The organism is Cupriavidus metallidurans CH34 (assembly GCF_000196015.1).
GTDB lineage: Bacteria > Pseudomonadota > Gammaproteobacteria > Burkholderiales > Burkholderiaceae > Cupriavidus > Cupriavidus metallidurans.
The window spans coordinates 3,675,896-3,690,946 of record NC_007973.1; the positions used below are offsets into that span (position 1 = coordinate 3,675,896).

Sequence of the window (15,051 nt, forward strand, 5' to 3'; positions counted from 1 at the left end):
TTTGCATCTGGGCGCGTCTTGGCGTGTCATAGCCTGGCCGGCGCTACACTGGCAGGCCGACACACTCCCGGCATTCCCATGCAAATCCGCCCCTACAACCCGACCGACGAAGCCGATGTCATCGCCCTGTGGAAAGCCTGCGGGCTGACACGCCCGTGGAACGATCCGCATCGCGACATCGCCCGCAAGATGACCGAGCAGCCGGAGATGTTCCTGATCGGCGATGTGGACGGACATGTGCGCGCGTCGGCCATGGTTGGGTTCGACGGGCATCGCGGTTGGGTCTACTACCTGGCCGTGGACCCCGCCCATCAGGGCCATGGCTATGGGCGTATGCTGATGGCACACGCCGAGGCGCTGCTGGTCGAGCGCGGCTGCCCGAAGATCAACCTGCTGGTGCGCGAAGGCAACGACGCCGTGCTGGCGTTCTACAACGAACTTGGCTACACCCGTGACGCCGCGGTCAGCCTGGGCAAGCGGCTGATCCCCGATCAATGATTCCCGGTGACCCTCCGGTCAGCGCAACCCGCCATGCTGAAGATCCGCGGTATCGACCATCTGGTGCTGCGCACCGCCGATGTCCCCCGCCTCGTGCGCTTCTACGTTGACGTGCTTGGCTGCACCATCGAGCGCGAGCAGCCCGCCTTCGGCCTGACCCAGTTGCGCGCCGGCGGCGGACTGATCGATCTGGTTTCGCTCGATGGCCCGCTCGGGCAGGCTGGCGGGGCCGGACCCGGCCCGGAGGGCCACAACCTCGATCACTTCTGCCTTCGCATCGACCCGTTCGATGAACAAGCAATTTTTAGGCATCTAAGTATTCATCATGTTGATGCAAGTCCGGTCGAGCAGCGGTTTGGCGCAGAGGGCCGCGGGCCGTCGATCTACGTGAAGGATCCGGACGGCAATACCGTCGAGCTGAAAGGTCCGGCGACGCCGGACTAAGGGATCCCCCCGGAAAGTGGCTTCCCGCTGGCACGGGCGGACCGATACAATCTTCGCTTCATCGATCAAGCTTCGCCACCGGCGCCCCCCCAAATCCGCGTCGGGCGCGCCATGAACGCTCCTTCCGTCCCCCATCCCGCCGGTGGCCCGGCACTGCCACCCCGCCAGATCGTCTGGACGCTCGGCATCACCGAGATCATCAGTTGGGGGACGCTGTACTTCGCGTTCACCGTGTTCATCGAACCGATGCGCCAGTCTCTCGGGTACGGCAAACCGTTCCTGGCGGGCGGATTCTCGCTGGGGCTGCTGGTCTGGGCGATGTGCTCGTTCGCAGTAGGCCGGCTGCTGGACCGCGTGCCGGCACGCAAGGTCATGGGCACGGGCTCGGTGCTGGCCGCCATCGGACTGCTGCTCTGGGCGTGGTGCCCGTCGCCGGCGGTATTCCTGCTGATGTGGATTCCGCTCGGGCTGGCCATGGCGTCGACACTGTACGAGCCGGCGTTCGTGGTGCTGCGTCAGGCCTGGGGGGACGGCTACCAGAAGCCGATCGTCCATGTGACGCTGCTTGCTGGCTTCGCCAGCACGATCTTCATCCCGCTGGCGCAGTGGCTGGTGCTCCATCTGGGCTGGCGCGAGACGCTGGTCGTCTTTGCCGCGCTAAACCTGTTCGTCTGCGCGCCCTTGCACGCGCGGCTGCGCTACGCCGTGCATCCCAGCTACGCCCATGCCGCCACCCACAGCGGCACACCGCTGGCCGGCGCGGCGTCCTCCGGCATCGCCCGCGCGACGCTGCGCCAGCCGGTATTCTGGTGTGTTGTGCTGGCGTTCACAGCCACGGCGGTGATCGCATCGCTACTCGGCGCCCACCTGATTCCGATGCTGACGGAGAAGGGGATGCCCGTCGCGCAGCAATTGATCGTGGCCGCGCTGATCGGGCCCGCGCAAGTGGCCGGACGGCTCGCCATGGCGCGGCTGCCGATCGATCACCCGGTGCGGCTGTCGATGCCGGTCTACATCGTGATGACCATCGGGCTGGCCTGTCTGGCGCTGGGGAACGGCTACTGGCTGATGTTCGCGGCGATCTGCTATGGCTGCGCCAACGGCGTCAACACGATGCTGCGCGCGATGGCCATGCCCGAACTGATCTCGCGTCATCACTATGCAACGCTGAATGGGTTAATGATGACCCCTGTGTTGCTGATGCAGGCCGCCGCGCCGTGGTTCGGCGCCCTGCTCTGGCGTGCCGCCGGCGGCTACTGGCTGATGCTGTGGGTCATGGTGGCGCTATCCATCGGCGCGCTGGCCGCCTTTGCGTTCGCGCTGCATCAGCGTGGCCTGCTGCGTGCCGGCGCGGCCCCCGCGTAGCGACGTCGCAGCGTTATTGCCTCATGTCATGGCTTTGTTGTCTCTTTGTTGTCTCCTTGCTGTCTGGTAGTACCTGATGTCCGAATACTCGATCGAATCACCCGCCCGTACCGAAACCGCTCCACCCCCGTCGCCCTCGGCAGTCTCCCGTGCCACACGCGGCACCATGGCGCTGTTCTTTGCCAACGGCGCCACATTTGCCACCTGGGGCGTCCACATTCCTACGATCAAGGCACGTTTCGGCCTGTCCGATGCCATGCTGTCGTTCGCCATGCTGGCCGTGGCCGCTGGTGCCATCGTCGCCATGGGCCCGGTGGGCCGCTGGGTGGGCCGGCTCGGCAGCGCGCGCGCCTCGATGATCGGCGGCGTCGCCTTCGCGCTGCTCACGCTGGCGATCATCGCCATGCCGAGCTTTGCCCTGCTGCTGCCCACGTTGCTGATATTCGGCATGGCCAACGCCGCGTTTGACGTCGGCATGAACGCGCAGGCCGCGATCGTGGAAGCCAGCCGCACACGTCCGGTGATGTCCGCGCTGCACGGCATGTTCAGCCTGGGTGGGATGATCGGCGCGGCGTTCGGCGGGCTCATGCTGTCGCTTGGCGTGCCGCCGCTGGTGCACGCTGCGCTGATCGCCTCACTGACGGCGGGCGTGGCAATCGGCATGACGCCGGGGCTGCTGGCCGATCATCCGGTGCTGCCCACGGCCGACCATCACCGCGAACACGCGTCGCGCGCGCTATGGCTGCTGGGCCTGATGGCGTTCCTGGGGCTTGTGGGTGAAGGGGCGATGTACGACTGGACCAGCGTCTACATGCGCGACGTGGCCGTGGCACCGCTGGGCTGGATCAGCTTCGGGTATGCGGCGTTCTCGGGAGGCATGGCCTGCGGCCGCTTCGGCGGTGACCGCCTGCGTGCCCGTTTCGGCGACGCGCGGACGCTGACCGGCAGCGCCTGGCTCGGCTTTGCCGGCATCGTGCTGGCCATCGCCGTGCCGTTGCCGCTGGCCGCGTTGATCGGCTTCGGGCTGATGGGGCTCGGCGCCGCGAACATGGTGCCGATCTTCTTCGCCGCCGCGTCGCGCCTGCCCGGCGTGGCCGCGGCGGAGGCAATCGCGCGCGTAGCGCGCTTCGCCTATGTGGGCCTGCTGCTCGGGCCCGTGCTGATCGGCGGCGTCGCGCACCTCTCGGACCTGCGTATCGGCATCACCGTGGTGGCGCTAACGATGGGCTATATCGCCCTGTTCGGCGCGAAGGCGGCACGCCGCTATCTCATCACCTGATTCGACACGCGGCAGGCTCAGGCCGCCTTCGACAGCGGCGCATGACCTGTGCCGATGCCATCGAAGACGAACGTGTCCATCGCCAGCACGCCATAGGTGACCTCATCGGCCACGCGGTCCACCCGCGCTGGCCCTTCGGCCACGGAGGCTGGCCCGATCGCGGCGCCCAGCGCCACGTAGAACGGCAACAGGTGCTCGTCCGTCGGATGCGCGCGACGGGCGAACGGTGCCTGGGCACGATAGTCCGCGATGCGGCTGACGTCGCCGGTGGCCAGCGCCTCGTCCAGCGCGCCGCTCATCCAGTCGCGGAAGGCATCGACGTACGGCTCGGTCGCCGGGCCGTGCTGCGCCTTGCGTTCACCCGCCCCAAACACTTCGCGCAGGTTATGCGTGAAGCTGCCCGAACCGATCACAAGCACGCCTTCCTCGCGCAGCGGCGCCAGTGCGCGGCCGATCTCGATCTGCGTAGCCGGAGGCAGGTACGGGTTGAAAGCGAGCTGGACCACGGGAACGTCGGCATCCGGGAAGAAGTGACGCAGCGGCATCCAGGCTCCGTGATCGAGCGGACGCTCTTCATCCTCGCAAACAAACCCGGCGCCCGGGATCTGAGCCGCCTCGACCAGCGCCTTCACGCGGCCGGCAAGCTCGGGCGAGCCCGGCGCGTCATAGCGCAGCGTGTAGAGCTCGCGCGGAAAGCCGCCGAAGTCGTGCCATGCCTCCTGCTGGCTGCGCGTGCTGACCGCCAGCGTGCTGTAGATCCAGTGCGCGGAAATCACCAGCACGGCCTTGGGCTTGAGCGCGCGCAGGCGGACGCCGAGCGCGTCGAAGGCGGCGCCGGTCGGACCTGGGTCGATCGCGAGCATGGGGGATCCGTGGGACACGTAGAGGACGGGAAGCATGGTGTTCATGGCGAGTTGCCGTTCAGCGAATTTGTGCGATGCCTCAAGTCTGGCAAAGAAAGCTGGCGCTGACGCAGGCCAATTACGGACACCTCGTGCAAAAAACTTCAACAAGACCTGCGCCGACCATCCGCGCACCGCGCGCGAGCGTTGGATAACGCACACAGCACATAGGGGATCCGGCCGCACCGTCGACAGGCGCAAGCCGAATCGGCCTATGATGGGGAACACGATGCCCCTGCGCCCCAGACAACGTGCCGGGCATCGGCTGGAGAACCCCGTGGCCAAGCATTTCGATCCCCTGCACGCCCTGCCCCATGCCTTGTGGTGGCAGCCCGGCGTTTACGGCAGCGTCCCCGCCGTACTGCTCTGGATCGTCGCACGATTGCCCGCCGAAGCGCTCGCCAGTGTCTTCAGCACCCCCTACGCCAGCGCGCTGTTCAACCATGCGGGCGATACGGTATTCGTCACAGGCTGGCTCGCGAGCGCCGTCTGGCTCTGGTTCACACGCAAGAAACCCAATCTTCCGGACCGCAATGTCGCTCCGGCAGGGGATGAGCGCCCCGCCGCCGGGCAACACGCGCCCCATCACGGCCACCGCCCGGGCTGACGGCTTCGCTGGTGTAAGGAATCGCTTAAGATGACGCCTTCGCCACTGCCAGAGCACGCGCTTGCAGTGGCATCCAAAGGTTCTCTCAACATCATCATTCGCGCCATGTCCGTCACTGCTACATCCGCCAATGAGCTGTCCAAGGCCACCCGACGCCGCGCGATCATCGCCGCGACCATCGGCAACGGCCTGGAATGGTTCGACTTCACCGTCTACAGCTTCTTCGCAGTCATCATCGCCAAGCTGTTCTTCCCCACCGGCAATGACATGACGTCATTCCTGCTGACGGTAGCCACGTTCGGCGTGGGCTTCTTCATGCGTCCGGTGGGCGCGATCGTGCTGGGCGTCTACGCCGACCGCGTGGGCCGCAAGGCGGCGCTGACCCTGACCATCCTGATGATGGCGCTGGGCACGGCGATCATCGGCCTGGCGCCGACCTACGACTCGATCGGCCTGTGGGCTCCGGCACTGATCGTGCTGGCGCGCCTGATCCAGGGCTTCTCGGCCGGCGGCGAAGTCGGCGGCGCCACGGCGTTCCTGATCGAGCACGCCCCCGACGAGGAACGTGGCATGTACGCCAGCTGGCAGCAAGCCAGCCAGGGCATCTCGTTCATGCTCGGCGCGGCCATGGGCGCGCTGGTGACCAACGGCCTGGACCAGGCCCAGATCGATGCCTGGGGCTGGCGCATCCCGTTCCTGTTCGGCCTGCTGATCGGCCCGGTGGGCATGTACATCCGCTCGCACCTGGAAGAGCCGCCCGAGTTCGAGGCACGGCAAGCCGAGCGCCGCGCGAGCAATGTGAAGTTCTCGCCGCTGTCGCAGGTGCTGCGCGATCATCCGCGCGAAGTGCTGGCCGGTCTGGGCGTGACGATCCTCTGGACCGTCTGCACCTACGTGCTGGTGTTCTACATGCCGTCCTACGCCAAGCAGCAACTCGGTCTGCCGCTGGGCGCCACGTTCCAGTCCACCGCGATCTGCGGTGCGATCATCCTGGTGCTGTGCCCGCTGATGGGCATGCTGTCGGACCGCGTGGGCCGCAAGCGGATGCTTGGCGTCGTGGCGCTGGCCATCGGCGTGCTGGCCTACCCGCTGTTCCACTGGCTCAACGTTTCGCCGACCACGGCTACCCTGCTCCAGGTGCAGATCGTGCTGGGCATCCTGCTGGCCGCCTTCACGGGCCCGGCGCCCGCCGTGCTGGCCGAGCAGTTCCCGACCGAGGTCCGCTCCACTGGCCTGTCGCTGGCCTATAACTTCGCCGTGACGATCTTCGGCGGCTTCGCGCCGCTGATCGTCACCTGGCTGATCGAATCGACGCACAACAAGCTGGCGCCCGCTTACTACGTGATCGCCGCTGCGGCCATCAGCTTCGTCGCACTCGTGTTCATGCACGACCGTACCGGCAAGAAGCTCGCCTGACCGCTTACGCTTGCGCAAGCAGAAGAAAGCCAACCTCCGGGTTGGCTTTTTTTTCGCCAGCCGGATTCGTCAGGCAGTGATGCAAATCGCATGTCCGAATCCAGCCATGCCGCGCCTTTACCGCGTCGGGTAACAGGCGCAAGATCGCGTGGACGCACGTCCAACCTGCCCGCCAAGGAGCCCCATCGCATGACCAGATCGACATCCGCGCCACAGCCCCGCGAACGCTGCGGCTGGTGCGGCACGCTCGAGGACTACTGCCACTACCACGATCACGAATGGGGCTTCCCTGTCGACGACGACCGGCGGCTGTTCGAGAAACTCTGCCTGGAAGGCTTCCAGTCGGGCCTGAGTTGGCTGACGATCCTCCGCAAGCGCGAGGCGTTCCGCAGCGCATTTGCCAATTTCGAGATCAACAAGGTGGCGCGGTTCACCGAGCACGACGTGGAAAGGCTGCTGGGCGACGCAAGTATCGTCCGCCATCGCGGCAAGATCGAAGCCGCGATCAACAATGCCCAGTGCGCGAAGGAACTGCTGAAGACCGAATCGTCGCTGGCTGCGTACTTCTGGAAGTTCGAGCCCGACCCGAAGAGCCGGCCCAAGACGCTCACGGCTGAGGTGCTGCAGGGCATGACCACCTGCCCGGAGGCGGTGGCGTTGTCGAAGGACCTGAAGAAGCGTGGCTGGAAGTTCGTGGGCCCGACCACGATGTACGCGCTGATGCAGGCAATGGGGCTGGTCAACGACCATCGCGAAGGATGCTGGACTCGCGCCGAAGTACAGCGCGCGCGCAAAGCGTTCAAGGTGCCGAAATAATAGGCAGGGCACGTATACGGGTGTTTACGTATACATGTCTGTTTACATTGTTGTTTACGTATACATAGATAGTAGTAATAGATAAGACTGACCCGTCAGCGTGGATAACCGGCTTATCTCTTGCCGCATCAATGGTTTACGTTTGCCCGAACCCTTAGGGCAAGCGGGTTATGTATACGTGGATACGGGTGGACAAGTTTTCTTTCCGCCTGCGGAAAGCGGTAAGCTTGCCGAGTTGTTCGTATACGTCCCACATGCGACCCCCAGCCGGACCACAGGCTGTTCACCCGGTTGTCCCCAGGTCAACCGCCCATTTGTCCACAGGCCGCGCATGGTGAGGGACCACCGCCAAGGATGCTGCCGATGGATGCCACTACCCTGTTCCTGTACATGATTGCCGTTGGCGCCGTGGTGGTGACGCCCGGCCCGACGATGCTGCTGGCCCTGAGCAACGGAGCCACGCGCGGCATGCGGGTGGCAGCCTGTGGCATCGCCGGCGCGGCACTGGCGGACCTGATCCTGATCGGTGCGGTGGGTTGCGGGCTTGGCGCCGTGCTGCTGGCGTCCGAGCAGATGTTCGCGGTGATCAAGTGGATCGGTGCCGCGTACCTGCTCTATCTGGCGTGGGGGCTGTGGCGGGCGCCGGTGCAGGCGCTGACTGTCTCGTCCGGCGAGGCGTCAGTCAATGGCTGGGCGGCATTCCTGCGCGCATTGTTCGTGGCGCTGTCCAATCCGAAGACGCTGCTGTTCACGTCGGCCTTCGTGCCGCAGTTCATCCACCCGGACAAGCCGGTGGCGCTGCAATACACGATCCTGGCCGTGGTGGCCGCCATCCTGGACATCCTGATGATGATGATCTACGCCTTTGGCGGGCAGCACGCCATGCGGACGATGTCGGCGCGCGCCGTGCGCTGGGTCAACCGGGGCTGCGCCGGGATACTGGCGTTCCTGGCGGTGGGTCTGAGCCTGTACCGCCGCAGCGAGCTACGCTGAGCGGCGGCTCTCGCCGCTCACTCCGGTCACCCTTACCGGGTCCACATGGGTCATCACGTTGAGGACGTCGTTGCGCGCCATGGCACGACGCGCCGCCTCCGTGGCAATCGCGTGGCCTTGCTCGACGGTCAGGTCGGCCTGGATCTCCAGATGGACGTCCACCAGAATCATGTCGCCCATCTTGCGCGTCTTCAGGTCATGCAATCCGAGCACGCCCGGCGTCTCGAGCATGGCCGCGCGTAGCGCTGCCACAGTATCCTCGTCCGCGGCGCGGTCCATCAGGTCGCTCAGCGCGTCCCAGCCGAACTTCAGGCCCGTTCGCGACACCATCAAGCCGACCACGATCGCCGCCACGGGGTCGAGCACGTGATAGCCAAGCAGGTTGCCACCGACACCCAGCGCCACCACCAGTGACGATGCGGCATCGGATCGCGCGTGCCACGCGTTGGCCACGAGCATGCTCGACCGGATCCGTTCGGCCACGCGCAGCATGTAGCGGAACAGCAACTCCTTGGCCACCAGCGCGCCAAGCGCCATCCAGATCGCAATGGTCTGCACCGGTTGTACGCCGTTCGGGTGCTGGATCTTGCCGACGGCCGCCCACAGCATCCCGACACCCACCGCCAGCAGCAATGCGCCGATCGCCAGTGAGGCAGCAGTCTCGAAACGCTGGTGCCCGTACGGGTGATCGGTATCGGCATCCTTGCGGCTATGGTGTCCTGCAAACAACACCACGAAATCGGAAATCAGATCGGAAAGCGAATGGAGTGCATCCGCAACTAGCGCCTGTGAACCCGCAATGATCCCGATCACGGCTTGCGCAATGCTCAGTGCGATATTGACGTAGACACTGACCATCGTGCTGCGTCGGCCTGCCAGATGGCGTGCCCGCGCGGCTTCGTCGTGCTGGGCGACTTCAGGGGCCAGGGAATCGTCAGCGATGGAACTATCGCGCATGGTATTCAGGGAAAACGGGATCGAAATGGGGGTGAGCAATACGTGCATACGGTAGCACTTTTACATCACGGTGACAGTGGTCTGAAATGGTAAGCCATTAATCCAGGATTAATCCCGAAGATGCAAAGTGGATGCAGGTAAACCGCGTCGGGGTGAACGATGACAGCCAGTTGTGGCGCAACGCGCGTATGACGGCAATAATACGTCCACGCCTTTGTTTCAGGCCTGATGCAGTTCACGGTGTGCTCACAAGAATTCCGGTGATGCAGTGATGCTTGGTCGCGTGCGATAAGGGGCAGACATGAGTGCCATCTGGACCGCTGCAGTGGGACAGTTGATGGTGGAGGCCGCCACGGTCTACGCCGTTGTGGCTGCGTGTGTCAGCCGTAAGCGCCCTGCCCAGACCGCCACGCCATCACACCTGGCACCGGTCAGTGTGCTCAAGCCGCTTTGCGGGGCCGAACCCCATCTCTACGAAAACCTGGCCGGCCTGTGCCGGCAGGACTATCCCGACTACCAGCTTGTTTTCGGCGTTTGCGCCTATGACGATCCGGCGATCACGGTCGTGAACCTTCTGCGCACGGCATTCCCGGAACGCGACATCGTGCTGATCGTCGACGCGCGCACGCATGGGCGCAATCCGAAGGTCAGCAACCTGATCAATCTGTACCGCGCGGCGCGTCACGCCCATCTGGTGATCGCGGATAGCGACATCGCCGTGCCGCCCGACTACCTGCGCCGATTGGCAGGACCGCTTAGCGATCCGCATGTCGGTGTCGTCACATGCCTGTATCGGGGCCGCCCAGTCGACGGCATCTGGTCGCGGCTGGGTGCCGCCTTTATCAACGAATGGTTCGCGCCGTCGGTCCGCGTGGCCCACGCGGGCGGGTCGCGGCGCTTTGCCTTTGGCGCGACAATCGCGTTGCGCCGCGACACCCTCAACGCGATCGGCGGGTTTCGGGCGCTGGCGAACCGGCTGGCGGACGACTACTGGCTGGGCGAGCTGACCCGGCAATCGGGATGGAAGACCGTGCTGTCGGATGTCGTGGTGGAAACCGACGTCACCGAGACCAGCCTGCGCGCCCTGTGGCGCCATGAGCTGCGCTGGCTTCGCACGATCCGGTCCCTGAACGCGTCCGGCTTCTTCTTCACGTTCCTGACCTGCACCTGGCCGATGCTGGTGCTCGGCTGCCTGCTCGCGCCGCACCTTCCGGTGCTGGCCATCGCACTCGTCGGCGCGCTCGCGCGCAGCGTGATCGCCGGCAGCATCGGCGCTGCGCTACGCGCGCCACTGCGCGACGCATTGTTGCTGGTGGAATGGGCTGCCGCGCTCGGCGGTGGCCGTGTGCACTGGCGCGGCCACGTGATGACGACTACCGACGCGCCACCTACCCATTCCACAGCGCAGCCGGGCAACCGGCCTGCGTTGCCCAAGCCTCTTTATTCGACCACGCCTCACGCTCAGGATAGCCCCCGATGAAAACGCTCTTTCTTCAGGCCCCTTCGTACGACGGCTTTGACGGTGGCGCAGGATCACGCTACCAGGCCAAACGCGAGATCAAGTCGTTCTGGTATCCGACCTGGCTCGCACAGCCTGCCGCGCTGGTGCCGGACAGCCGTGTGCTCGATGCGCCGGCAGATGGGCTCGGCGTGGAACAGACGCTGAATATCGCGGTGGACTACGACCTTGTCATCATCCACACGAGCACGCCGTCCTTTCCGACCGATGCGCGCTTTGCAGAGCAGCTCAAGGAGCGGCGTCCGGACATCATGATCGGCATGGTCGGCGCCAAGGCTGCGGTGGATCCGGGCGGCACGCTCAGCGCCACCGAGGCGATTGATTTCGTCTGTCGCGAGGAATTCGACTACACGTGCCAGGACGTTGCCGCCGGCAAGCCCCTGGCAGGCATTGCCGGGCTCAGCTATCGCCTGCCCGATGGCACGATCGAACACAACCCGGCGCGTCCGATGATCGAGAACATGGACGAGTTGCCGTTCGTCGCCCCGGTCTACAAGCGCGACCTGAAGATCCAGAATTACTTCATCGGCTACCTGATGCACCCGTACGTGTCGATCTACACGGGGCGCGGATGCCGCTCTCGCTGCACGTTCTGCCTGTGGCCGCAGACGGTCGGCGGCCACCGGTATCGCACGCGATCCGCGCAGAGCGTGATCGACGAGGTGAAATGGATCAAGGAGAACATGCCGGAAGTGCGCGAAATCATGTTCGACGACGACACGTTCACCGACTTCAAGCCGCGTGTGGAAGAGATCGCTCGCGGGCTGGGCGAGATCGGCCTGCCCTGGTCGTGTAACGCCAAGGCCAACGTGCCCTACAACACGCTCAAGATCATGAAGGAGAACGGGCTGCGCCTGCTGCTGGTGGGCTACGAGTCGGGCGACGACCAGATTCTGCTCAACATCAAGAAAGGCCTGCGCACCGACATCGCGCGCCGCTTCACCGAGGATTGCCGCAAGCTCGGCATCCAGATCCACGGCACGTTCATCCTGGGCCTGCCCGGCGAGACGCGCGACACGATCGAGAAGACGATCGAGTACGCCAAGGAAATCAATCCGCACACGATCCAGGTCTCGCTGGCCGCGCCGTATCCCGGCACCACGCTCTACAAGCAGGCCGTGGACAACGGCTGGCTGGAGGAGAACAAGGTCATCCACCTGGTCAACGACAGCGGCGTGCAACTGGCCGCGATCAGCTATCCGCACCTGAGCCGCGAGGAGATCTATCACGGCGTGGAAACGTTCTACAAACGCTTCTATTTCCGGCCCAGCAAGATCTGGGAGATCGTGCGGGAAATGGCGGGTAGCTGGAACATGACCAAGCGCCGGCTGCGCGAAGGTGTGGAGTTCTTCCGCTTCCTCCGCTCGCACGAGGCCTGACCCGCATGACCCACGGCCAGTTGCTGATCGTCACCGCCGATGACTTCGGCCTTCACCACGACATCAACGAGGCCGTGGAGCGCGCGCACTGCCAGGGCATCCTGAACGCCGCCAGCCTGATGGTCAGCTCGCCGGCCGCCGCCGACGCGGTGGAACGCGCACGCCGGCTACCCGGGCTGCGCGTCGGCCTGCATCTGGTGCTGGCCGATGGCGTTGCCACGCTGCCGTACGACCAGATTCCGGATCTGGTTGACGCCAGCGGCCGCTTTGGCAGCGCGATGGTGCGGGACGGCTTCCGTTTCTTCTTCCTGCCGCGTGTGCGCGCGCAACTGGCTGCCGAGATCCGCGCGCAGTTCGAGGCTTTCGCCGCCACCGGCCTGCCGCTCGATCACGTCAACGCACACAAGCATTTCCATCTGCATCCGACCGTGCTGTCGTTGATCCTGAGCATCGGACGCGACTACGGCATGCGCGCCGTGCGACTACCGCGCGAGGCCGGTGGACCGCTGCTGCTGCGCCCCTGGCTCGCGCTGCTGCGCGCGCGCCTGCAACGCGCGGGCATTGCCTACAACGACTATGTGCTTGGGCTGTCCGACACGGGCGCAATGGACGAAGCCACGTTGCTGGCGGCGTTCGAACAACTGCCGCGCGGTGTGGTCGAGATGTATCTGCATCCCGCCGTGACATCGGGTGCCGAAGTGGGCGCATCGATGACCGGCTACCGGCACGCGGATGAACTCGCCGCGCTGCTCTCCCCGCGCGTGCGCGCCGCCGCGGACCGTTTTGCCCCGCGTCGCGGTGGCTTCACTGATCTTCACGCTGGACTTCGATGAAACGCTTCGCCCTGCTGGGTGCACTGGCTGGTTTGCTGATCCTGACGGTTGTCGTGGCCACGGAAGGCATTGCCGAAGTGGCACACATCCTCGAGCAGGCCGGATGGCCGCTGCTGTGGCTGGTGCCGATCCACCTCATCGCGCTCTGGTTTGACGCCTATGGCTGGCGCGTGCTGCTCGCGCCGGCCGATCCCGAGAAACGCGCTGGCACGGGCTTCCTGCTCTGGGTGGCGACGGTGCGCGAAGCCGTGACCCGGCTGCTGCCCACGGCCGGCATCGGCGGCGAACTCGTCGGTATCCGCCTCGCGTGGCGGCGCGTGCCAGATGGTACGGCGGTCTCGGCAAGCATCGTCATCGAGGTGATGGTGACGATGTTCTCGCACTACCTGTTCGCACTAGCCGGGGTGCTGCTGCTGATGTCGATCACGCAGGACAGCGACCACGGCCTGCTGGTGGCCATCGGCCTGCTGCTGTCACTGCCGATCCCCGCACTATTCGCCTACGCACTGCGCCACGGCGCATGGTTCACCCGACTCGAATCGTTCGCGCAGCGGATGCTCGGCGACGACCACAAGCTCGCCGCGCTGATCGACGGCGCCCGCCTCGACGCGCAGATTCGCGCGCTGTGCCGCCACTACGGCGTGCTGGTGCGCACGCTGATCTGGCAGATGACCGGGCTCGTCGTCGGCACGCTCGAAGTCTGGTGGGGACTATCGCTGCTCGGCCACCCGGTGGGCTTCGGCGAGGCATTGGCCATCGAAGCCCTGACACTCGCCGCACGCCAGGTGGCGTTCTTCATCCCGGCGGGGCTGGGGGTGCAGGAGGCGGTGATCGTGCTGCTGGGCACCAGCTTCGGCATCGACCCGCAGACCTCGCTCGCGCTCGCGCTGGTCAAGCGCGCGCGCGAAGTCCTGTTCGGGGTACCGGCGCTGTTGTCTTGGCAGTGGGTGGAGTGGCGGCAGATGCGGCGGCGGGTCGCCGGTTGAATCACCCGGCTGGCCGATGCACTGGGCGTCAATCCAGCGTCAGGCCCGATGTGCGAATCACAAGCCCCCATTTCTCCCGCTCCGCGGCCACGAACGCGGAGAACTTCTCCGGCGACTGTCCGCCCGGAATGCCGCCCATCTGCCGGAACTGGGAGATGAGGTCGGGGTCTCGCATGACCGCCGCCAGGGCCTGTTCGAGCGAAGCGATGACGGCAGGTGGCGCCTTCGCTGGCAGGAAGATGCCGATCCACGCTGTCGACGTGAAATTGGCGAAGCCAGCCTGCTCCATGGTGGGAACATCGGGCAACGACGGCGCTCTCTGCGAGGCAGCCACCGCCAGGGCACGCAGCTTGCCGGCACGGATGTACGGCAGCGCCTGCGTCAGATTGTCGAATTGAAACGTGGTCTCTCCTGCCAGCAACGCCGTGGTGGCCGGTGTCGATCCCTTGTAAGGCACATGGATGGCATCGGTGCTGGTGCGCATCCTGAACAGTTCGCCCACGAGGTGACTGGTCTGACCGATACCGGCAGAGCCGAAGGAGAGCTTGCCGGGATTCCGCTTCAACTGCTCGACCAGATCAGCCACGGTCCTCGCTGGCGACTGGGCGTTGACCACCAGCACGTTAGGAAAGGCAATGATGTCGGTGATCGCCGTCAGGTCCGATGGCTGGTAGGAGAGATGCTTGTACGCGCTGTAGTTGATGGCCTGCGGGCCGACGTTGCCGGCCAGAAGCGTATAGCCATCGGCAGGCGCGCGCAGCGCGGCTTGTGTGCCGATGATGCCGCCGCTGCCCGGACGATTGTCTACGACGATGGCCTGCCCCAGACGCGCGCCAAGCTTTTGCGCCAGCAGGCGAATCGGGATGTCGATCGTGCCGCCCGCCGCACCGGGCACGATGATGGTGACGGGCCGCGATGGCCAGGCGGCATCCGGCGCGCCGAAGCTTGCGGTGGCTGCCAACGCGATCAGACCACCAGCGAGCGCGCGTATCAGACGTCTTGAAGCATGGAATGCCCGCATATTCTTTGTCTCCTCCTGATCCATTGCACTGATGCG

General features: G+C 65.4%; 15 protein-coding genes. 12 read left to right on the forward strand and 3 right to left on the reverse strand.

Annotated elements, in window-relative coordinates; genetic code table 11:
* Positions 1-78: 78 nt before the first annotated feature.
* The 4 genes from RMET_RS17065 to RMET_RS17080 all read left to right on the forward strand — a co-directional run bounded on the left by RMET_RS17065 (position 79) and on the right by RMET_RS17080 (position 3,586).
* Positions 79-498 (forward strand): GNAT family acetyltransferase, encoded by a 420-nt coding sequence (locus RMET_RS17065; RefSeq protein WP_011517832.1) that lies wholly within the window; start codon positions 79-81, stop codon positions 496-498.
* A gap of 33 nt (positions 499-531) precedes the next feature.
* Complete coding sequence (locus tag RMET_RS17070; protein ID WP_011517833.1) at positions 532-942, forward strand: VOC family protein; 411 nt, start codon at positions 532-534, stop codon at positions 940-942.
* A gap of 111 nt (positions 943-1,053) precedes the next feature.
* Entirely contained in the window at positions 1,054-2,307 is a 1,254-nt protein-coding gene (locus RMET_RS17075; protein WP_011517834.1) for an MFS transporter, read from the forward strand.
* A gap of 76 nt (positions 2,308-2,383) precedes the next feature.
* Entirely contained in the window at positions 2,384-3,586 is a 1,203-nt protein-coding gene (locus RMET_RS17080; RefSeq protein WP_011517835.1) for an MFS transporter, read from the forward strand.
* Between the two features lie 17 nt (positions 3,587-3,603).
* On the opposite strand, the gene RMET_RS17085 is transcribed toward RMET_RS17080, so the two are convergent.
* Entirely contained in the window at positions 3,604-4,485 is an 882-nt protein-coding gene (locus RMET_RS17085) for a DODA-type extradiol aromatic ring-opening family dioxygenase (protein WP_029306882.1), read from the reverse strand.
* A 322-nt stretch (positions 4,486-4,807) separates the two neighbouring features.
* On the opposite strand from RMET_RS17085, the gene RMET_RS17090 reads away from it, so the two are divergent.
* From RMET_RS17090 to RMET_RS17105, 4 genes are all read left to right on the forward strand, one after another.
* Entirely contained in the window at positions 4,808-5,095 is a 288-nt protein-coding gene (locus RMET_RS17090) for a hypothetical protein (protein WP_375199039.1), read from the forward strand.
* Positions 5,096-5,200: 105 nt separating this feature from the next.
* On the forward strand, positions 5,201-6,511 hold the full coding sequence (locus tag RMET_RS17095) for an MFS transporter (RefSeq protein ID WP_024569536.1): 1,311 nt from the start codon (positions 5,201-5,203) through the stop codon (positions 6,509-6,511).
* A 189-nt stretch (positions 6,512-6,700) separates the two neighbouring features.
* Entirely contained in the window at positions 6,701-7,327 is a 627-nt protein-coding gene (locus RMET_RS17100) for a DNA-3-methyladenine glycosylase I (RefSeq protein ID WP_011517840.1), read from the forward strand.
* Positions 7,328-7,690: 363 nt separating this feature from the next.
* Complete coding sequence (locus RMET_RS17105) at positions 7,691-8,320, forward strand: LysE family translocator (protein ID WP_017516035.1); 630 nt, start codon at positions 7,691-7,693, stop codon at positions 8,318-8,320.
* Here RMET_RS17105 and RMET_RS17110 read toward each other — a convergent pair.
* The gene (locus tag RMET_RS17110; RefSeq protein ID WP_029306879.1) at positions 8,312-9,277 is read right to left on the reverse strand and encodes a cation diffusion facilitator family transporter; all 966 of its coding nucleotides are present in this window, start codon (positions 9,275-9,277) and stop codon (positions 8,312-8,314) included. The genes RMET_RS17105 and RMET_RS17110 overlap by 9 nt on opposite strands.
* A gap of 301 nt (positions 9,278-9,578) precedes the next feature.
* Between RMET_RS17110 and hpnI the strand changes: the two genes are divergently transcribed.
* Genes hpnI through RMET_RS17130 form a run of 4 tightly spaced genes read left to right on the forward strand, consistent with a single transcriptional unit; the run spans position 9,579 to position 13,994 of the window.
* Positions 9,579-10,757: a bacteriohopanetetrol glucosamine biosynthesis glycosyltransferase HpnI gene (hpnI, locus tag RMET_RS17115; RefSeq protein WP_029306878.1), complete on the forward strand. Its 1,179-nt coding sequence runs from the start codon at positions 9,579-9,581 to the stop codon at positions 10,755-10,757.
* A complete protein-coding gene (hpnJ, locus tag RMET_RS17120) occupies positions 10,754-12,175 on the forward strand; it encodes a hopanoid biosynthesis associated radical SAM protein HpnJ (RefSeq protein ID WP_011517844.1) in 1,422 nt (473 codons plus the stop codon). The genes hpnI and hpnJ overlap by 4 nt, the downstream gene beginning before the upstream one ends.
* A gap of 5 nt (positions 12,176-12,180) precedes the next feature.
* Complete coding sequence (gene hpnK, locus RMET_RS17125) at positions 12,181-13,008, forward strand: hopanoid biosynthesis-associated protein HpnK (protein WP_011517845.1); 828 nt, start codon at positions 12,181-12,183, stop codon at positions 13,006-13,008.
* Entirely contained in the window at positions 13,005-13,994 is a 990-nt protein-coding gene (locus RMET_RS17130) for a lysylphosphatidylglycerol synthase domain-containing protein (RefSeq protein WP_011517846.1), read from the forward strand. The genes hpnK and RMET_RS17130 overlap by 4 nt, the downstream gene beginning before the upstream one ends.
* Before the next feature lie 28 nt (positions 13,995-14,022).
* Here the strand turns inward: RMET_RS17130 and RMET_RS17135 are convergent, their stop codons facing one another.
* A complete protein-coding gene (locus RMET_RS17135; RefSeq protein ID WP_011517847.1) occupies positions 14,023-15,015 on the reverse strand; it encodes a Bug family tripartite tricarboxylate transporter substrate binding protein in 993 nt (330 codons plus the stop codon).
* Positions 15,016-15,051: the final 36 nt, after the last annotated feature.